A 20,859-nucleotide genomic window follows, 5' to 3' on the forward strand; every position below is an offset into this window, starting at 1 on the left:
CTGCTGCTCGCGCTTGCCGTGTGCAAGGGCGACGTCCAGGCCGCGGCGCCCGCTCGCGCGGAGGCCAGCCCCTGGCCCAGCGTGACCTGGCCGCTGCCCGAGGATCCCGCGCTGGAAAAGCGCCTCACCGCGCTGATCGCCACCATGACGGTGGAGGAGAAGGTCGGCCAACTGGTGCAGGGCGATATCGGCAGCCTCACGCCGGAGGACGTACGCAAATATCGCCTGGGGTCGATCCTGGCCGGCGGCAATTCCGATCCCGGCGGCCGCTACGACGCCGCGCCGGCCGAGTGGCTGGCGCTGGCCGATGCGTTCTATGCGGCGTCGATGGACACCTCGCATGGCGGCAAGGCGATTCCGGTGCTGTTCGGCATCGATGCCGTGCACGGGCAGAGCAACATCGTCGGCGCCACGCTGTTCCCGCACAACATCGGCCTGGGCGCGACCCGCAACCCGGCGCTGCTGCGCCGGATCGGCGAAATCACCGCGCTGGAAACCCGCGCCACCGGCATGGAGTGGACCTTCGCGCCGACCGTGGCGGTGCCGCAGGACGACCGCTGGGGACGCACCTACGAGGGCTATTCGGAATCGCCCGAGGTGGTGGCCAGCTACGCCGGTGCGATGGTCGAGGGGCTGCAGGGCAAGGTGGGTACGCCGGACTTCCTCGATGGGCGCCATGTGATCGCCTCGGTCAAGCACTTCCTGGGCGATGGCGGCACCACCGACGGCCGCGACCAGGGCGACACCAAAATCGGCGAAGCCGAGCTGGTCCGCATCCACGCCGCGGGCTATCCGCCGGCCATCGCCGCCGGCGCGCAGACCGCGATGGCCTCGTTCAACAGCGTCAACGGCGAAAAGATGCACGGTCACAAGACCTACCTGACCGACGCGCTGAAGGGGCGCATGCACTTCGGCGGCTTCGTGGTCGGCGACTGGAACGGCCACGGACAGGTCAAGGGCTGCACGCCGACCGACTGCCCTGCCACCATCAACGCCGGCCTGGACATGGCCATGGCCTCGGACAGTTGGAAGGGCTTCTACACCACCACGCTGGCGGCGGCGAAGAACGGCACCATCTCGCAACGGCGCCTGGACGATGCGGTGCGCCGGATCCTGCGGGTCAAGATGCGGCTGGGCCTGTTCGAGGCGGGCAAGCCGTCGGCGCGCGCGGTCGGTGGCCAGTTCGCGCTGATCGGTGCGCCGGCGCATCGCGCGGTGGCGCGGCAGGCGGTGCGCGAGTCGCTGGTGCTGCTGAAGAACCAGGGCGGCGTGCTGCCGCTGTCGCCGAAGCAGTGCATCCTGGTGGCCGGCGACGGCGCCAACGACGTCGGCAAGCAGGCCGGCGGCTGGACGCTGAACTGGCAGGGCACCGGTACCACCCGCAAGGATTTCCCGAATGCGGACACCATCTACGAGGGCTTCGCGCAGCAGGCCAAGGTCGCAGGCGGCGAGGCCGTGCTGTCGGTCGACGGCACGTACACGACCAAGCCGGACGTCGCGGTGGTGGTGTTCGGCGAGAATCCCTACGCGGAGTTCCAGGGCGATCGGCCGACCCTGGCCTACAAGCCGGGCGACGACACCGACCTGGCGCTGATCAAGCGGCTCAAGGCCGACGGCATTCCCGTGGTCGCGGTGTTCCTCAGCGGGCGCCCGCTGTGGGTCAACCGCGAACTCAACGCGGCCGATGCCTTCGTGGCGGCGTGGCTGCCGGGTTCGGAAGGTGCGGGTATCGCCGACGTGCTGCTGCGCAACCCGCAGGGCGGCGTGCAGCACGACTTCAAGGGCAAGTTGAGTTTCAGTTGGCCGCGCACGGCGACGCAATACGCCAACAACGTGGGGCAGAAGGGCTACGACCCGCTGTTCGCCTTCGGCTACGGCCTGCGCTACGCCGACAATGGCAACCTGGCCAGGTTGCCGGAGGTCTCCGGCCTCACCGGCAACGAAGCTGCGGCCGGCGTGTTCTTCGCCCGCGGCGCGGCCGGCCCGGGCATGGCGCTGCGCCTGGAAGGCATCACCGGGCAGGGCGTCACCGTCACCCGCGTGCCGGAATCGCTTGAGGGCGCGCTGCTCAAGGTCACCGGCGTGGACCACCTGGCGCAGGAGGATGGCCGCCGCCTCGCCTGGTCGGGTGGACGCGAGGCGGTGGTCGCGCTGCAGTCGCATACGCCGCTGGACCTGCAGCGCGAGAGCAATGGCGACCTGATGCTGGTGACCACGCTGCGCGTGGACGCCGCCCCGCAGGGCGAGGCGTGGCTGGCGGTCGGCTGCGGCAGCGGCTGCGCCGCGCGGGTGGCGATCAGATCGACGCTGACAGCCCTGCCGGTCGGCCAGTGGAAGCGCGTGGGCGTGCCGCTCAAGTGCCTGGCGGCGGCCGGCGCCGATCTGAGCAAGCTGGATCGTCCGTGGGCATTGACCACGGCGGGCGCGATGACGCTGTCGGTGTCGCGGGTCGCGCTCGGCGCATTGAACGAAGCGGAGAGCACTGTCGCATGCCCGAGCGCGTGAGCCTGCGTCCTGCGTCAGCGCCCCTTGGGTGGGCCGGCGACCGAACCGCGCAGCACCAGCCGGTGCGGGACCACGTGGTCGCTGGACATGCGTGCGTCGTCGCGCTTGCGGCGGATGCTGCGCAGCAGGATGTCGATGGCGGCATCGGCCATCGAGGCGATCGGTTGGTGGATGGTGGTGAGCTCCGGCCACACGGTGGTGGCGGCCGAGGTGTCGTCGAAGCCGACCACCGACAGATCGCGCGGCACTTCCAGGCCGCGCCGATGCGCGACGGAGATCGCCGCCGCGCCCATGTCGTCGTTGCTGGCGAAGATCGCGGTCGGCGGCCGCCGCTGCGACAGCAGCTTTTCGGCGGCGGCCAACCCCGAGCGATAGGTGTAGTCGCCCTGCTGGACCAGGCCGGGTTCGACCTTCAGCCCGGCCTCCTGCAGCGCAGTGACGAAGCCCTCGTAGCGCCGCGCACTGGCGCTGAGGTCCTGGCGCCCACGGATGAAGCCGATGCGCCGGTGGCCGTGCTGGATCAGGTGTTCGGCCATCTCCTTGCCGGCATGGAAGTCGTCGATGCGCACGCAGGAGATCGCGTCGCTGAGGCGCCCGGCAGCGATCGCGATCACCGGGATGCCGGCCTTCACCAGTTCGCTCACCGCCGCCTGCGATTCGCACAACGGCGGCGGCAGGATCACGCCATCCACGCGCCCGCCCAGGGCACGCGCGGCCTTGCGCTCGGCATCGGGGTCCAGGTCTTCCCAGTAGTGGATGACCAACTGGATGGCGGCGTTGGAGGCGACGCGCAGCAAGCCGACCAGCAGCTCGCGCAGGTAGGCGCCGCTGGGATTGGTGTAGATCAGGGCGATGCGGGTGTGCTGCGCGGCGGCCAGCGAACTGGCCGCCAGGTTGGGCGTGTAGCCCAGCTCGCGCACCGCACGCATCACGCGCTCGCGGGTGGCATCGCGCACCTTGCCCTGGTTGATCGCGCGCGACACGGTCATCGGCGAAACCCCGGCCAAGGCCGCCACCTCGTCGATCGTCACCCCGCTGGTCTTGCGGCGGACCGCTTTCTTCGGCTTGTCCAAAACGCGTTCCCTTTGTTGTTCCTGACGCTGCCGCGCCGCGGGTACGCCGTCAGCTTACAAGGTTTGCTGGCGGCGCTTGGGTGCCGTCCGCATGTCATGCGGTGTCAGTGGATGGCATGCGCTGCCATGGTGCTGATGGTCTGCGCGGGCAGCCTGCGCGCGGAGGACGGCGCAGCGCTGTGGCTGCGTTACCTGCCCTCGCAAGGCGCCGCACGTGCGGATGGCGACACGCGCCTGGACGAGGTGGTGGCGCCGGCGCGGACGCCGACGCAGCGGGTGGCGCGCGACGAGCTGGTGCGTGGCCTCACCGGCCTGCTGGGGCGCGCCCCGGCGACGCGTGCGGCCGCAAGCGGCGATCATGCGGTGGTGCTGGGCACGCCGCAGTCGTCGCCAGCGCTTGCGCCGTTCCGCGAGGAGATCGCGTCGCTGGGCGAGGAGGGCTACCTGCTCAAGCGCACCCGCATCGACGGGCACGCGGTGGTGCTGGTGGCGGGACGCCGGGACCTCGGTGTGCTGTATGGCGTGTTCCATCTGCTGCGCCTGCTGCAGACCGGCGCGTCGCTCGACGCGCTCGCGGTGCGCGAGTCGCCACGGATCCGCCTGCGCGTGCTCGACCATTGGGACGACCTGGACGGCCACGTCGAGCGCGGCTATGCGGGCCGCTCGCTGTGGGATTGGCAAAGCCTGCCGGAATGGCGCGACCCGCGTTACACCGACTACGCGCGCGCCAATGCCTCGATCGGCATCAACGGCACCGTGCTCAACAATGTCAACGCCAATGCGCAGAGCCTGGCGCCGGCCTACCTCGACAAGGCGGCGGCGCTGGCGGACGTGTTCCGGCCCTACGGCATCCGCGTCTACCTGAGCGCACGCTTCAGCGCGCCCATCGAACTGGGGGGATTGAACACCGCCGATCCGCGCGACCCGGCCGTGCAGCGCTGGTGGCGCGACAAGGCCGACGAGATCTATGCGCGCATTCCGGATTTCGGCGGCTTCCTGGTCAAGGCCAATTCCGAGGGACAGCCCGGCCCGCAGGACTATGGCCGTTCGCACGCCGACGGCGCCAACCTGCTGGCCGATGCGCTGGCGCCGCACGGCGGCGTGGTGATGTGGCGGGCCTTCGTCTACGCCCACGACGTGCCGGTGGACCGCGCCATGCAGGCCTACACCGAGTTCGTCGGCCTCGACGGCGCCTTCCGCCCGAACGTGATCGTGCAGGTCAAGAACGGGCCCATCGATTTCCAGCCGCGCGAGCCCTTCCATCCGCTGTTCGGCGCCATGCCGCGCACGCCGCTGATGCTGGAGGTGCAGATCACCAAGGAGTATCTGGGCTTCGCCACGCACCTGGTGTACCTGGGGCCGCTGTACGAGGACGTGCTGCAGTCCGACACCCACGCCCGTGGCGCGGGGTCCACGGTGGCGGATGTGGTGGACGGAACGCTGGAGGGCCACGCCCTGACCGGCATCGTCGGCGTCGCCAACATCGGCAACGACCGCACCTGGAGCGGCTCGCACTTCGACCAGGCCAACTGGTATGTCTTCGGCCGCCTGGCCTGGAATCCGCACCAATCCGCCCGCGCCATCGCCGAGGACTGGGCGGCGATGACGTTCTCGCCGGCGCCCGAGGTGGTGCAGCCCATCGTGGGAATGATGATGGGCTCGCGCGAGGCGGCGGTGAACTACATGACCCCGCTGGGCCTGCACCACCTGATGGCGCGCGGCCACCACTACGGCCCCGGCCCCTGGGTGGACGGCGGCCCGCGCGCGGACTGGACCGCGGTGTACTACCACCGCGCCGACCGCGATGGCATCGGTTTCGATCGCACTGCGCATGGCAGCAATGCGGTGAGCCAGTACGCCCCGGACGTGGCGGCCGTGTATGGCGACCCGGCGCGGGTGCCCGAGTCGCTGCTGCTGTGGTTCCACCACGTGCCGTGGGACCACCGCATGGCCTCCGGACGACCGTTGTGGGACGAACTGGTCGGCCGCTATACGCAAGGCGTGCGCCAGGTGCAGACCATGCAGGCCACCTGGGATGGGCTGCGCGGCAAGGTGGATGCCGAGCGGCACGCGCAGGTGGCGGCGTTCCTGCGCATCCAACTGCGCGAAGCGCAGTGGTGGCGCGATGCCAGCGTGGCGTACTTCCAGTCGGTCAGCGGACGGCCGTTGCCCGCGGGCGAAGCCGCGCCACCGCACCCGTTTGCCTGGTACCAGGCCCTGCAGTTTCCCTCCGCACCGGGAGATGGACGATGAAGCCGACCACGTGGACGGGCTGGTTGCTGGCGGCGGCCTTGGGGTGCAGCGCCACGCCCTGCGTGGCGCAAGACGCGGTGCCGCCGCTGTTGCATGCGCTGTTTCAGGATCACGCCGTGCTGCAGCGCGACCGGCCGATGCCGGTGTGGGGGAACGCCGCGCCGGGTGCCACGGTGTCGGTGACCTTCGCCCGCCAGTCGGTCAGCGCACGTGCCGATGCCGGCGGCCGCTGGCATGCCACGTTCAAGCCGGTCGCCGCGGGCGGTCCTTACGACATGACGGTGCGCGCGGGACAGGCGCGCCAGGTCGTGCGCGATGTGCTGGTGGGCGATGTGTGGCTGTGTTCCGGGCAGTCGAACATGGAGCTGCCGGTGTGGCGCGCGCTGGATGCGAGCCGCGAACTGGCCGCGGCCGCCGAGCCCAGCATCCGTCTGTTCACCGTGCCCAAGGCCGCGGCGGTCGCGTCGCAGGATGCGTTCCCTGCTGCGGTCGCATGGCAACCCGCGGCACCGGACACGGTGCGGGAATTTTCGGCCGCGTGCTTCTACTTCGCGCGGGAGCTGCAGAAGACGGTCAAGGTGCCGATGGGGCTGATCCAGGCGGCCTGGGGCGGTGCGCGGATCGAGGCCTGGACCAGCGCCGAGGCGCTGCGTGCGCAGGGCGGCATGGACGAGGCGCTGGACGTGCTGGCGCTGTACGCCACCGACCCCGTCGCCGCGAGCGCACGCTGGGGCCGGCACTGGCAGCATTGGTGGACCACGCGCGCTGGTGCCACGCCGGGCGATACGCCATGGCAGCCCGGTGCGGGCCGCACCGGGTGGCAGGACGCGCCGGCGGCACTCGGCGCATGGGAGCGCTGGGGCGTGCCCGCGCTCGCCGACTACAACGGCATGGTCTGGTACCGCACGCAGGTCACCCTGACCGCCGCGCAGGCGGCGCAGGGCGCACGGCTGGTGCTGGGGCCGGTCGACGAAACCGATGTGACCTGGGTGAACGGCGTGGCCGTGGGCAGCCAGAACGCGCCGAGCGATCCACGCCGGTATGCGCTTGTGCCCGGCCTGTTGAAAGCGGGCCTCAACACGGTGGTCGTCAACGTGCTGGATACCTACGGCGAAGGCGGACTGGCAGGCCCCGCCAGTGCGCATGCCGTCGAATTGGCCGATGGCACGCGCATCGTCCTGGATCGGCATTGGCAGTACCGGGTCGCGCCCGATCCGCAGTCACCGCCGCTGGCGCCGTGGCATGCGGCCTCCGGTATGTCGACGCTGTACAACGGCATGATCGCGCCGCTGGGGCGTTACGGGCTGCGCGGCATGCTGTGGTACCAGGGCGAATCCAACACCGGCGACGGCGCCGCCTACGCGACGCGGCTGCGCGGCTTGCGCGACGACTGGCGCCGGCAGTTCGGCGCAAAGATGCCGCTGCTGGTGGTGCAGCTCGCCGGCTACGGCCTGCCGCCGCAGGCCCCGGTGGAGAGCGGCTGGGCGCAGGTGCGCGAGGCGCAGCGCCGCGTGGCCGCGGAAGACCCGTACAGCGGCCTCGCGGTAGCCATCGACATCGGCGATGCCTACGACATCCATCCGCCGAACAAGCAGGAACTGGGACGGCGCCTCGCGCAGGCGGCGCGCCACGTGGTCTACGGCGAACACGCGCTGGCGCCGTCCGGCCCGATCCCCCGCACGGCAACGCGCACGCAGGGCGGAGTGCGCATCGTGTTCGACGACGTCGACGGCAGCCTGGTCACGACCGGGGCAAGCGGCCCCATCGGCTTCGAACTCTGCGATGCGCAGGCGCAGCACTGCACGTATGCCGACGCCGCGCTGGACGGGCGCACCGTCGTCCTGCGCAGTCCCCAGGTAGCCGCCGCCGCGCGCGTGCGCTACTGCTGGGCCGATGGCCCGGTCTGCACGCTGCGCGTCCGTTCCGGTGCGCCGGCAGGACCGTTCGAACTCGCACTGTCCGAAGGAGTTCCCTGATGCGCCCGTTGCTCGCCACGGCCGTCCTGCTGTTGTCCGCTGCGCTGCAACCGCTGTGGGCCGCGCCCGCACCGCCGGTCTATTTCGACTGGTTCGACTACGCCGGGCGCGACGCGGCCTTCGAGGCGCCCTTGCCGGCCGGGCATTACCGCAACCCGGTCCTGGCCGGTTTCCACGCCGACCCGAGCATCGTCCGCGCGAACGGGCGGTTCTACCTGGTCAATTCCAGCTTCACCTACTTCCCTGGCATCCCGGTGTTCGAGAGCGTGGATCTGGTGCACTGGAAACAGGTCGGCAACGTGATCGACCGGCCGACGCAAGTCGACTTCGATGGCCTGAGCGTGTCGCGCGGCATCTTCGCGCCGGCCATTTCCTATCACGAAGGGGTGTTCTACGTGGTCACCACCGCCGTGGACAGCGGCGGCAACTTCATCGCCACCGCGCGCGATCCCGCCGGGCCCTGGTCGGATCCGCACTGGCTGCCTGGCATCGGCGGCATCGATCCGTCGCTGTTCTTCGATGCCGACGGCCGCGTCTACCTGCTCAACAACGACGCGCCGCCCGGCCCGCCGCGCTACGAGGGCCACCGCGCGATCTGGATGCAGCAACTCGACCTGGCGAGCTTCACCCCGGTGGGGCCGCGCAAGGTGCTGATCGACGGCGGCGTCGAGCCGGCGAAGCACCCGATCTGGATCGAGGGGCCGCATCTGTATCGACGCGACGGCTGGTACTACCTGTCCGACGCCGAGGGCGGCACCGGGCCGCAGCACTCGCAGGTGGTGCTGCGCAGCCGCGAGGTCTGGGGCCCTTACCAGCCGTATGCGGGCAATCCCATCCTCACCCAGCGTGACCTGCCCGACGCTCGGCCGCTGCCGATCGCCAATGCCGGGCATGCGGACCTGGTGGAAGGGCCGGACGGTTCCTGGTGGGCGGTGTTCCTGGCCAGCCGCACCTACGACGTGCGCCACTACAACACCGGGCGCGAGACCTACCTGCTGCCGGTGCAGTGGCGCGACGGCTGGCCGGTGATCCTGCCCGCCGGGCAGGCCATCCCGTACGCGGTCAAGGCGCCGTCGTGGATGCAGGGCGAGGCGTCGCAGGCGCCGTCCACCGGCAACTTCGTCGAGCGCGATGAGTTCGATGCGCCGACGCTTGGCCGCGGCTGGTTGCGCGTGCGTGTGCCCAAGCAGGACTGGGCGGACCTGGGCACGCGTCCGGGCAGCCTGGCCGTGCATCCGCTGCCGGAGAACCTGGACACCTTGCGCAACCCCGCCTTCCTGGGGCGCCGCCAGCAGCATTTGCGGTTCGAGGCCAGCACCGCGCTGACGCGCCCCGAAGCGAGCATGGCGGCAGGGCTGGCGGCGTTCCAGAACGAAGATTGGTGGTACTTCCTTGGCGTGCGCCGTGTGGGCCGCGATCGCGTGGCCGTGTTCCTCGAAGCGCGCGCGGGCAAGGGAGCGACCAAAACTCTGGCCAGCCGCGAACTGGACGCGTCCAGCGCACTGCGCCTGAAGATCTCCGGTGACGAAGGAAAGTATGCGTTCGCGTTCGACGCCGGCACGGGGCAGGGCTGGCAGAGCCTCGCCGACGACGTCGACGGAACCGTGTTGAGTACGGATCGTGCTGGCGGCTTCGTGGGCGCCCTGCTCGGTCCTTTCGCGCGCGACGAGCGTGCCTCCAGGAGCAAACGATGATGACGCGCAGGTCTTCCTTTCGCAGCGGTGTTCGTGGCCGCCTGTTCCGCACGCTGGCCCTGTGCGTCGCTGCCACACTGGCCTGCGCCGGCCACGCCGAAGACGCCAAGCCGTGGCAGGACACCTCGGCCAGCTTCGAAGCCCGGGCGGCGGCGCTGGTCGCGCAGATGACCCTGGAGGAGAAAGCGGGGCAGATGCAGAACGCCGCGCCGGCGATCGAGCGCCTGGGCGTGCCGGCCTACGACTGGTGGAACGAGGCGCTGCACGGTGTGGCGCGGGCCGGGCAGGCCACGGTGTTTCCGCAGGCCATCGGGCTGGCCGCCACCTTCGACGTGCCGTTGATGGGGCAGGTGGCCAGCACCATCAGCGACGAGGCGCGCGCCAAGCATCACCAGTTCCTGCGCGAGGGCGCGCATGGCCGCTACCAGGGGCTGACCTTCTGGTCGCCGAACATCAACATCTTCCGCGACCCGCGCTGGGGCCGCGGCCAGGAAACCTACGGCGAGGATCCCTACCTCACCGCGCGCATGGGCGTGGCCTTCGTGCAGGGACTGCAGGGCGACGACCCGGTGTACCGCAAGCTCGACGCCACCGCCAAGCATTTCGCCGTGCACAGCGGCCCGGAGGCCGACCGCCATCACTTCGACGCGCGCCCCAGTAAGCGTGACCTCTACGACACCTACCTGCCGGCGTTCGAGGCGCTGGTGAAGGAGGGCAAGGTGGATGCGGTGATGGGCGCCTATAACCGGGTGTACGGCGAGTCCGCCAGCGCCAGCCAGTTCCTGTTGCGCGGCGTGTTGCGCCGCGACTGGGGCTTCACCGGCTACGTGGTGTCGGACTGCTGGGCCATCGTCGATATCTGGAAGCATCACCATCTGGCGCCCAGCCGCGAGGCCGCCGCGGCGCTGGCAGTCAGGAACGGCACCGAACTGGAGTGCGGCCAGGAGTACGCCACGCTGCCGGCGGCGGTGCGCCAGGGCCTGATCGGCGAAGCGGAGATCGACGACGCGGTGACGCGCCTGTTCGCCGCACGCATGCGACTGGGCATGTTCGACCCGCCCGAGCGCGTGCGCTGGGCGCGGATTCCGGCCTCGGTGAACCAGGCGCCCGCGCACGATGCGCTGGCCCTGCAGGCCGCGCAGGAATCGCTGGTGCTGCTGAAGAACGATGGCGTGCTGCCGCTGTCGCGCACGCTCAAGCGCATCGCCGTGGTCGGCCCGACCGCCGACGACACCATGGCCCTGCTCGGCAACTACTTTGGCACGCCGGCGGCGCCGGTGACGATCCTGCAGGGCATCCGCGACGCGGCCAAGGACATCGACGTGCGCTATGCGCGCGGTGTGGATCTGGTCGAAGGGCGCGACGATCCGAGCGCCACGCCACTGATCGAAGCAGCCTATCTTCGGCCCTCGGCGGACTCGCCGGAACGCGGCCTGCGCGGCGAGTATTTCCGCACGCCCGATCTGTCGGGGACGCCGGCGCTGGTTCGCACCGACGCGCAGATCGGCTTCCGCTGGGACCGCGGCTCGCCGACCGACAACCTGCTGGCCCGCGGCGAAGCGGGGCCGGGGCAGGGCATTCCCAACGATCATTTCAGCATCCGCTGGAGCGGTCAGTTGCTGCCACCGGTCTCGGGCCGCTACCGGATCGAGGCGGCCGCCGACGACGGCTTCCGCCTCTATGTCGACGGCAAGCTGGTGCTGGATCACTGGACCGACAGCGACCGCATGCGCGCCGACGGCGTGGACCTGGAGCTGCAGGCGGGCCGCGCCTATGCGGTGAAGCTGGAGTACTACGACGCCGAGCGCGACGCGAGCGTGCGCCTGGGCTGGCGCATGCCCGGGGCGAAGCCGCCGTTCGACGAGGCGCTCGATGCCGCGCGCAACGCGGATGTGGTGGTGTTCGTCGGCGGGCTGACCGGCGATGTCGAGGGCGAAGAGATGAAGGTCGACTACCCGGGCTTCGCCGGCGGCGACCGCACCGACCTGCGCCTGCCGGCGCCGCAGCGGGCCCTGCTGGAAGCGCTGCACGCCACCGGCAAGCCGGTGGTGATGGTGCTGACCGGTGGCTCGGCGCTGGCGGTGGACTGGGCGCAGGCGCATCTGCCGGCGATCCTGATGAGCTGGTATCCGGGGCAGCGCGGCGGCACCGCGGTGGGCCAGGCGCTGTTCGGCGAGGTCAACCCCGCCGGCCGCCTGCCGGTGACGTTCTACCGGGCGGACCAGGCGCTGCCCGCGTTCGACGACTACGCGATGGAAGGCCGCACCTACCGCTACTTCCGCGGCACGCCGCTGTATCCGTTCGGCCACGGGCTGTCGTATACGCGCTTCGACTACGGCAAGCTGCGCGTGGATGCGCCGCGCATCGCCGACGACGGACGCCTCAAGGTGCAGGTTGAGGTGGCCAATACCGGCAAGCGCGCCGGCGACGAAGTCGCGCAGCTGTACGTGCGGCGGCTGGCGGCCGCGCCCGGCGATGCGCAGCAGGCACTGCGCGGCTTCCAGCGCGTGCGCCTGGCCCCGGGCGAACGCCGGACCCTGACCTTCGAGCTTGACGCGCAACAGGCACTGCGCCAGTACGATGAGGCGCGCGGTGCCTACGTCGTGCCGGCAGGGAGCTACGAAGTACGGATCGGCGGTTCCAGCGCCGATGCCCGCGTGCGTGGGCGCTTCACCGTGGAGGCGCACCGTGACTGAGCCCCGCAGTGCGGAGACCGCCGTGCACGTGCTGTCGGTGCGGGAGAAGCTGGGCTACAGCCTGGGCGACCTGGCAGCGAACCTGATCTTCCAGACCCTGATCACCTACCTGGCGTTCTTCTACACCGACGTGTACCGATTGCCGGCCGCCACGGCGGCGACGATCATCTTCGTGATCGGCCTGCTGGGCGCCTTCGTGTTCACCCCGCTGATCGGCATCGCCGCAGACCGCACGGCCACGCGCTGGGGCAAGTTCCGGCCGTGGATCCTGTGGACGGCGATCCCGTTCGGCGTGCTGTCGCTGCTGGCCTTCAGCACCCCGGACCTGGGGGCGCGCGGCAAGGTGCTGTACGCGCTGACCACCTATGGCCTGCTGATGCTGGTGTATGCGGCCAACAACCTGCCGTATTCGGCGCTTAGCGGCGTGCTGACCGGCAACATGGCTCAGCGCAACAGCCTGTCGGCCTACCGCTTCGTGGCGGTGATGATCGCGCAGTTCATCATCCAGGTGCTGCTGCTGCCGCTGGTGCTGATCCTGGGCGACGGCGACAACGTGCGTGGTTTCGAGCGCCTGATGACGGTGTTCGCGGTGGTGGGCACGCTGTTCTTCCTGATCACCTTCGCCACCACCCGCGAGCGCATCGTCCCGGCCAAGGAACAGAGCGCCGGCGTGCTGCAGGACCTGTCCGACCTGCTGCACAACCGGCCGTGGAAGGTGATGCTGGCGCTGACCGTGCTGGTCTTCGTCAACCTGGCGCTGAAGGGCGGCACCTACATCTACTACTTCCAGTACTACCTGAGCGAGGCCGCGCTGGCGGGCTTTCTCGACGCCTCCGGCTTCAACGGCTTCATCGGTGGCGTGAACGCCCTGCTCGGCGGCTGGGGCCTGTCCGGCTTCACCTGGCCGCAGGATGCGGCGACCTCGGCGTTCAGCCTGTTCAATGCGTGCGGCATCCTGTGCATGATCCTGGGCATCGGCTTCTCCCGGCGCCTGGCCGACCGCTTCGGCAAGCGCGATGCCTTCGGTGGCGCGCTGCTGGTCTCCACTCTGTTCCTGCTGGTGTTCTACGTCCTGCCGCCCACTGCGATCGGCGTGGCCTTCGGCGCCTTCATGCTGCACGGCTTCTGCTACGGCATCACCATCCCCTTGCTGTGGGCGATGATCGCCGACGTCGCCGACTACTCGGAATGGAAGAACCATCGCCGCGCCACCGCGATCATCTTCTCGGCGATGCTGTGCGGGCTGAAGATCGGGCTCAGTATCGGCGGCGCGCTGGTCGCCGGCATCCTCGCGCACCACGGCTACCAGGCGGGCGCCGAACAACAGCCGCAGGCCGTGGTGGACGGCATCCGCCTGACCGTGAGCGTCTACAGCGCCATTCCGTTCCTGGTCGCGGTGGCGCTGCTGTGCTTCTACCGGATCGACAAGCGCATGGAACGTCGCATCGAACACGACCTGCAGGCGCGGCGCCAGGGCAGCGACCTCGACCACCTCGCGGCACACGCCGTCTCGCAACCACTGGTCACCCACATCTACACGGCCGATCCGTCGGCCCATGTGTTCGAGGGGCGCCTGTACATCTATCCGTCGCACGACATCGACAGCGGCGCGCCGTTCGACGACGACGGCGGCCACTTCGGCATGGAGGACTACCACGTGCTGCGCATGGACACACCTGAGGGAGCGGCCACCGACTGCGGCGTCGCCCTGCATGTGCGCGACGTGCCCTGGGCCAGCCGGCAGATGTGGGCGCCGGACGCGGCGGCACGCGACGGGCGCTATTACCTGTACTTCCCCGCCAAGGACGCGCACGGCCTGTTCCGCATCGGCGTGGCGGTAGCCGATCGTCCGGAAGGCCCGTTCGCCGCCGAACCCGAGCCGATCGCGGGTACCTATTCGATCGACCCGGCCGTGTTCGAGGACGACGACGGCGCGCACTACCTGTGCTTCGGCGGCATCTGGGGCGGGCAGTTGCAGAAATATCGCGACGATCGCTTCGATGCGGCGCACGTCGAGCCTGTCGGCGATGAACCGGCGCTGGGGCCGCGCATCGCCAGGCTCGACCCCGGCATGACGCAGCTGGCGGAGCGCACACGCGAAATCGTCATCCTCGACGAACACGGCCAGCCGCTGCGTGCCGACGACCACGCGCGCCGCTTCTTCGAGGGACCGTGGCTGCACAAGGATCAGGGCCGGTATTACCTGTCGTATTCCACCGGCGATACGCACCTGCTGTGCTATGCCATCGGCGACAGTCCGTATGGCCCGTTCACCTATCGCGGCGTGCTGTTGAAGCCGGTAGTGGGCTGGACCACGCACCACTCCATCTGCGCGTTTCAGGGGCGCTGGTACCTGTTCTACCACGACGCCCTGTTGTCCGGCGGCGTGACCCACCTGCGCTCGGTCAAGTGCACGCCGCTGCACGTCGAGCCGGACGGGAGCATTCGCACTGTCGATCCCTATGGTGGCTGAAAGGCCGTGGTCTAGTGACACTGCGCCGCCTGCGGAGTTGGCGGGCGGCGCATTGGCCTCCTCTAGGCGTCGGCTGCCATGCAGCCGAGGCGAGCGATGGGCTATGCATCCGATGGCGCAATGCGTCGGGACTGAAGTCCCTCCCACAGTGCACCCGGCAGGCTCCCGCAAGCCCCTGTGAGAGCGACTTCAGTCGCGACGAGTGAAGCCATGACCGATTGCTACAGCAGTCGGGACTGTAGTCCCTCCCACCGTGCACCCGGCAGGCTCGCCGCAAACTCCTGTGGGAGCGACTTCAGTCGCGACGAGTGAAGCCATGACCGATTGCTACAGCAGTCGGGACTGCAGTCCTTCCCACCGTGCACCCGGCAGGCTTCCCGCAAGCCACTGTGGGAGCGACTTCAGTCGCGACGAGTGAAGCCATCCAATGACCGATTGCGACAGCAGTCGGGAATGAAGTCCCTCCCACAATTGCGACAGCCAGCCATGCGCGGCGCCATTACACCGACCGCGGCAACAGTTCCAACCCCTGGATCTCGCGAATCCCCAATCCCGGCGCCTCGCCGATGCGGATTTGCGCCTCGTCGAACTGCACCCCGCCCACCACCGGGTCGAACGCGCCCAGCGACGGCCCGTCCAGGTCCACCTTTGTGATGACGTCCGCGCGCGCCACGGCAAGGTGCGCCGCCGCGGCCACGCTGATGCTCGATTCGAGCATGCAGCCGATCATGCACGGCACCCCGTACACCGCCGCGATATCGGCGATGCGCAATGCGTTGGACAGGCCGCCGGCCTTGACCAGCTTGATGTTGACGATGTCCGCCGCGCGCCGCTGCAGCAGCGCGATCGCCTGCGCCGGCGAGAACACGCTTTCGTCGGCCATCACCGGGGTCTGCACGCGCTCGGTCACGTACTGCAGGCCGTCCACGTCGCCGGCCTTGACCGGCTGCTCCAGCAGTTCCAGCGTGACCCCGGCATGTTCCAGTGCGTGCATCGCCTGCACCGCCTGCTTCGGCGTCCAGCCCTGGTTGGCGTCCAGCCGCAGTTGCGCGCGATCGCCGACCGCGGCATGGATCGCCTTGACCCTTGCGATGTCCTCGGCGAGATCGGTGCCGATCTTGATCTTCAGCGCCACGAAGCCGCGCGCCAGCGCCGACAGCGCGTCGGCCACCATCGTGTCCACGGCATTCACGCTGATGGTCAGGTCGGTGGTCAGGTGCGGCGTGCCGCCGCCGAGCAGGCGGTACAGCGGTGCGCCGTGCTGCTGCGCCCACAGGTCGTGCACGGCGATCTCCAGCGCCGCCTTGGCGCTGCTGTTGTGCTCCAGCGCGCCCTGGATCAGGCCGCGCAGGCGCTGCAGGTCGGCGATGTCCTCGCCGATCAGGCGCGGTGCCAGGCAGCGCTCGATCGCCGCAATGATCGCTCCATGGGTGTCGCCGGTGATCGGCGGCGTGGCCGGGGCGCTGCCATGCCCGATCCGGCCATCGTCGGTGTGGACCATGACCACCACGTCCTCGATCGCCTGCACGGTGCGCAGCGCGGTCTTGAACGGGGTCTTCAGCGGCACGCGCAGCATGCCCAGGCGGATCTCGGTGATCTTCATTCGGCGGTCGGCGCGCGCAGGCGCTGGATGCGGGTGATGCGGTCGATGAAAGGCGTGCCGTCGCCTAGCAGCAGCGATTCCAGTGGCGTCACCGACACGCCGTTGAGGCGCACGCGCTGCAGCTGGCCGGCGGCGTTGCGGTAGCTGGCGCCGGCCACGTCGTGGATCACCCAGGTCTGGCCGTCTTCGTGGCCGATCACCAGCATCACGTGGCCGGGGATATAGACCAGGTCGCCGACGCGCAGTTGCGCCAGCGCCTGCCGCCGCTGCGGCAGCGGGTCGCTGGCGGTGTAGGGCACCGACATCAGTGCGGGGCTGCGCGCCTGGTCGCCGGTGTTGCGCGGCAACTCGATGCCGAGGCTGCGATGCAGGTCGACGACGAAGCCGCTGCAGTCGCGCGCGTCGTAACTGTTGCCCCAGCCGTAGCGTTCGCCGAGGAACTTGAACGCCTGCTGCAGCAGCATCTGCGGCGTGGCCGGCAGCGGCGCCTCGGCGACGTCGGCGCTGCGCGGCATCAGCGCCGGCACCAGTTGCAGGCGTCCGTCGCGGTCGCGCAGCGGCAGCTGCACCACGTAGGCGGCCAGCGGCGACTGGCCGTTGACCACGTTCTGCGGCGGCCAGTCGCGCAGCAACGGCAGCGCGCTGCCCATGTCCAGCGCCACCTGCGAGGCCGCCGGCAGGTCCGGGGTGAACACGGTGGCTGCGCGCGCACCGGTGACCAGCAGCCGTGGCGTGCGCTGCGCGTAGGCCAGCACGCTGGCGCGGTCGCCCTCGGCGAGGTGGTTGCGGGCGATCCAGGCAGCGTAGTTGTTCGCCAGCACGAACAGCCACTGCCCATCGGCGCTGGCATGCAGGATTGCCACCGGGCTGCCTGGATACAGCGCCGATTCCTGGAAGCGGTCGATGTCGCGATCGGCGCGGTCGCTGAACACGCGCTCGGCGGTCGGGAAGCGCCGCAGGTCGGCGCGTTGCACCACCAGCGCGTAGCGCGGCTGCACCTGCGCCGGCAGCGCGTCCAGCGCCAGCGCGCGCTGCAGCGCCTGCAATCGCGCGGGGCCCAGTACGCCGCCCTGGATGTCGTACAGCGTGCGCGTCGGTGGCGCCGACAGCGCCAGGATCTGCGCGCGTACCTGCGCGGCGGGCAATTGCGTCGGTAGCGCCGTCAGGTCGTGCATCGACGGGTCGTCGCGCAGCAGCCGGGCGTTGAACGCGGCGCGCTGCGTCGCCTCCAGCAGCGGTGCCGACGCCGCCGGCAGCCGCGCGATCCAGTGCGCGGCCTGCAACTGCACCGGCTGTGCCTGCAGCGGCATGGCCTCGGTGGCGCGTGCCGTGGCGATGGCGCCGCTCGCCGCCGCGGCGAGCAACAGGCACAGGCCGCGCATCGTGATCATGGGAACCCACTGTCTGGAAAGAAGGTCGGCGTGTACTACACGCCGACGCCAGGATCTTCGATTCCCGGTTTTTTTCTGTCAAGGCGCTGCGTTGACAGGTTTTGCGAGCGCGTGTTACATCCGACTGCACAGGGGGCGCGTGGCGATGGCGCTGGGGAACGTGCAGGCAGCGCACGGCAGCGCCGCGTCCGCTCGGCAAGATGCAGGAACCCGCAACACGATGGCCGCGTGCCGCGCACGCGCCATCGCCGTGTGCGTGGACGCCAGGGACAGGCGCTCGGCCGTGGCCGCGCCCGCGGCGTTCGCGCCATCCACCCACGCCAGCAGGAGAGCCGCGTGCCCATGCGAATCGTTCGTCGTCCTTTTCCCTTGCGGTCCGTGCGCGTGGCGCTGGCGTCGCTGACGACGCTGGTCGCGGCCTTGCCGGCCGCGGCGCAGGAACAGGCGGCGACGCCGCGCGATCTCGATGCGGTGCTGGTCACCGGCTCGCGCATCGCCCGCGCGCAGGTGGAAGGCCCGGCGCCGGTCACCGTCATCACCGCCGAGGACATCCGCAAGCAGGGCTTCGCCACGGTGTGGGAATCGCTGGGCACGCTGACCCAGTTCAGCGGCAGCACCTTCAACGAGAGCGACCAGACCGGCAGTTCGCCCAACGGCCAGTACCTCAACCTGCGCGGGCTGGGGCCGGGCTACCAGCTGATCCTGCTCAACGGCAAGCGCATGGCCGACTACCCGCAGCCCTACGGCGCCAACGGCACCGCGGTCAGCCTGGGCAGCATTCCGGCGGCGGCGGTGGAACGCATCGAGGTGATGAGCGGCGGCGCCTCGGCCATCTACGGCTCCGATGCGGTCGCCGGCGTGGTCAACATCATCACCAAGCGCGATTTCCAGGGCGACAGCCTGCGCGTGCGTGCCGGCACCACCACCCGCGGTGGCGGCGATAGCGGGCAACTGCAGTGGACCGGCGGGCGCCGCGGCGACGGCTGGAGCGTCACCTACGCCTTCGAGCGGCTGGATCGCGAACCCATCGTCGCCCGCCAGCGCGACTTCATGGATTCCTACGACGACCATCCCGCCAACAAGGCCGATCCCAGCTCGCCCAACGTGTCGATCTCCGGCGTGTACCTGCGCCGCGGCACCACCTATCTGTGGCCGCAGGCGGGCACGCTGTCGACCTCGCCGCAGGCGCTGGCCGCGGCCTGCGCCGCGACCAATCCGGCATTCCGGCCCTACCGCACCAGCGACAGCCTGCCCGCAGCCAACCGCTGCGGCGCGTTCGACTACTACGCCGGGCGCTCGGTGCAGAACGGCTACGGCAAGACCTCGGCCTACCTGGCCGGCGATGCCGAACTCGGCCACGACGTCACCGCCTACGCGCAACTGCTGGCCAACCGCTCGCAGGACAAAAGTTCCAGCCAGACCCACTACTACATCGGCGAAGGCGCGTTCACCGCCTACGATCCGGACCTGGGGCTGGTCACCGCGCAGCGCATCTTCCTGCCGGACGAGGTCGGCGGCATCAAGACCATCGACTACGACGAGCGCAGCTGGAACCTCAACGCCGGCGTGCGCGGCAAGGCCTTCGATGGGCGCTTCGACTGGGATGCCAGCGTGTCGCTGTCGCGCTACGACATCACCACGCGGCGCCCGCGCTTCCTCACCAACGCGGTGCGCGATTACTACTTCGGGCCGGTGCTGGGCTATCGGCCGGACGGCACCGAAATCCGCCGTGTGCGCCCGGACCGGTTGTTCGCGCCCGGCAGCCCGGCGTTGTACCAGCAGCTCACCACCGAGGTGACCAGCCGCGGCGAATCGGCCACCGACCAGGCGCAGTTCGTGGTCAGTGGCGACCTGTTCGAGCTGCCGGCGGGCATGGTGCAGATCGCCACCGTGCTGGAAGCCGCGCGGCAGACCTACGACCTGCAGCCCGATCCGCGCACCACCGTCGACTACACCGGCAGCGAGCGCATCTACAACCTTACCCAGACGCCCGGCGGCGGTCCGCGCAAGCGCTACGCCGCCGGCCTGGAACTGCGCGTGCCGATCGCCAGCCGGCTCAGCGCCACCCTGGCCGCGCGCTACGACGCCTACGACGACATCACCGCGGTCGATGGCGCAGCGACCTGGCAGGCCGGACTGGAGTGGCGCCCGTTCGACACGCTGCTGCTGCGCGGCAGCCACGCCACCAGCTTCCGCGCGCCTGACCTGCTGTGGATCTACGCCGGCACCAGCGCCAACAATCCCACCGTGGTCGACGAATACCTGTGCCGCCGCGACGGTCTGGATCCGTTGTCGGCGGCCTGCGCGAGCGCGCACGAGTATCAGACCTTCTCCACCCAGGCCTCCAATCCGCTGCTGCGCGAGGAGACCGGCAAGTCGACCACGCTCGGCGCGGTGTGGGATGCGCTGCCGGCGCTGTCGCTGAGCGTCGATTACTACCGCATCGAACTCAAGGGCCGGGTCGAGGCCATCTCCAGCGAAACCCTGTTGGAGAACAACGCCAACTGCCTGCTCGGCCGCGACCGCGCCGGCGCCGCGGTGGACACCGCCTCGGCGGCCTGCCGCTTCTACCTGGACGCGGTCACACGCAGCCCCGGCACCGACCTGACCAGCGAAGGCCAGATCACCGCGTTCAAGACCTTCCCCATCAACCAGTCGCTGATGCGCACCGACGGCATCGACGCCAGCCTGCGCTACGACCTCGACCTCGGCGCCTGGGGCACGCTCGGCCTGCAGGGCGGCCTGACCCGGGTGCTGCGGATGGAGGTGGCGCAGTTCGCCGGCGCGCGCCCGGTGGACGTGATGAACGACGTCGACTACCTGGCGTTCCGCACGCGCAGCAACTGGCGTGCGAACTGGAACCGCGGCGACTGGTCGGCCAGCGTGTACGGCTACCGCTACGGCTCGCGGCCCGACTACGCCGAGCGCGGCCGGGTGGCACCCTACCTGGTGTGGAACCTTGACCTCGCCAAGCAGATCACCGACAAGGCGACCATCGGCCTGAGCGTGCTCAACGTGTTCGACGCGCTGCACCCGCGCGACGACACCTACACCACCTGGCCGTACTTCCCGCGGGTGTACAGCGCGATCGGCCGGCAGTGGTACGTCAACTTCAACTACCGCTTCTGAGTGCGCGCCGGTGAGCGTCGGCCGTCCCTGCACGCCGTCGCCGCGCCGATTGCGTACGCTTGTGCG

10 protein-coding genes and 1 pseudogene are annotated in these 20,859 nt (G+C 70.1%); 8 read left to right on the forward strand and 3 right to left on the reverse strand.

All coding sequences use genetic code 11. The features are described from left to right. The first annotated feature begins 18 nt into the window (after window positions 1–18). Window positions 19–2,505 carry an exo 1,3/1,4-beta-D-glucan glucohydrolase gene (locus tag SLW56_RS15890; RefSeq protein WP_320695162.1) on the forward strand — a complete coding sequence of 829 codons (2,487 nt, stop codon included), beginning with the start codon at window positions 19–21 and terminating at the stop codon, window positions 2,503–2,505. Between the two features lie 14 nt (window positions 2,506–2,519). On the opposite strand, the gene SLW56_RS15895 is transcribed toward SLW56_RS15890, so the two are convergent. Next, window positions 2,520–3,578, reverse strand: a complete 1,059-nt coding sequence (locus tag SLW56_RS15895) for a LacI family DNA-binding transcriptional regulator (RefSeq protein ID WP_017908659.1) — start codon at window positions 3,576–3,578, stop codon at window positions 2,520–2,522. A 111-nt stretch (window positions 3,579–3,689) separates the two neighbouring features. On the opposite strand from SLW56_RS15895, the gene SLW56_RS15900 reads away from it, so the two are divergent. The 6 genes and pseudogenes from SLW56_RS15900 (at window position 3,690) to SLW56_RS15925 (ending at window position 14,670) form a co-directional block, all read left to right on the forward strand. Next, window positions 3,690–5,831, forward strand: a complete 2,142-nt coding sequence (locus SLW56_RS15900; RefSeq protein WP_320695129.1) for an alpha-glucuronidase family glycosyl hydrolase — start codon at window positions 3,690–3,692, stop codon at window positions 5,829–5,831. Beyond that, window positions 5,828–7,807 carry a sialate O-acetylesterase gene (locus tag SLW56_RS15905; RefSeq protein ID WP_320695130.1) on the forward strand — a complete coding sequence of 660 codons (1,980 nt, stop codon included), beginning with the start codon at window positions 5,828–5,830 and terminating at the stop codon, window positions 7,805–7,807. Before SLW56_RS15900 ends, SLW56_RS15905 begins: the two co-directional genes overlap by 4 nt. Further along, complete coding sequence (locus SLW56_RS15910) at window positions 7,807–9,501, forward strand: glycoside hydrolase family 43 protein (protein ID WP_320695131.1); 1,695 nt, start codon at window positions 7,807–7,809, stop codon at window positions 9,499–9,501. Before SLW56_RS15905 ends, SLW56_RS15910 begins: the two co-directional genes overlap by 1 nt. Before the next feature lie 77 nt (window positions 9,502–9,578). After that, the gene (locus SLW56_RS15915; protein ID WP_320695163.1) at window positions 9,579–12,197 is read left to right on the forward strand and encodes a glycoside hydrolase family 3 C-terminal domain-containing protein; all 2,619 of its coding nucleotides are present in this window, start codon (window positions 9,579–9,581) and stop codon (window positions 12,195–12,197) included. 22 nt (window positions 12,198–12,219) lie between these two features. Further along, window positions 12,220–13,680: pseudogene (locus SLW56_RS15920) on the forward strand (MFS transporter); the annotation flags it as partial. After that, a complete protein-coding gene (locus tag SLW56_RS15925) occupies window positions 13,654–14,670 on the forward strand; it encodes a glycoside hydrolase family 43 protein (protein WP_320695164.1) in 1,017 nt (338 codons plus the stop codon). The pseudogene SLW56_RS15920 and the gene SLW56_RS15925, both read left to right, overlap by 27 nt. Before the next feature lie 499 nt (window positions 14,671–15,169). Here SLW56_RS15925 and SLW56_RS15930 read toward each other — a convergent pair whose 3' ends face one another. Both SLW56_RS15930 and SLW56_RS15935 read right to left on the reverse strand, forming a co-directional pair. Beyond that, window positions 15,170–16,273 (reverse strand): dipeptide epimerase, encoded by a 1,104-nt coding sequence (locus tag SLW56_RS15930; protein WP_320695132.1) that lies wholly within the window; start codon window positions 16,271–16,273, stop codon window positions 15,170–15,172. After that, window positions 16,270–17,664 carry an SH3 domain-containing protein gene (locus SLW56_RS15935; protein WP_320695133.1) on the reverse strand — a complete coding sequence of 465 codons (1,395 nt, stop codon included), beginning with the start codon at window positions 17,662–17,664 and terminating at the stop codon, window positions 16,270–16,272. The genes SLW56_RS15930 and SLW56_RS15935 overlap by 4 nt, the downstream gene beginning before the upstream one ends. Window positions 17,665–18,006: 342 nt before the next feature. On the opposite strand from SLW56_RS15935, the gene SLW56_RS15940 reads away from it, so the two are divergent. Continuing rightward, window positions 18,007–20,793 carry a TonB-dependent receptor gene (locus SLW56_RS15940; protein ID WP_320695134.1) on the forward strand — a complete coding sequence of 929 codons (2,787 nt, stop codon included), beginning with the start codon at window positions 18,007–18,009 and terminating at the stop codon, window positions 20,791–20,793. Window positions 20,794–20,859: the final 66 nt, after the last annotated feature.

Source organism: Xanthomonas sp. LF07-6 (assembly GCF_034105445.1).
Taxonomy (GTDB): Bacteria; Pseudomonadota; Gammaproteobacteria; order Xanthomonadales; family Xanthomonadaceae; genus Xanthomonas_A; species Xanthomonas_A sontii.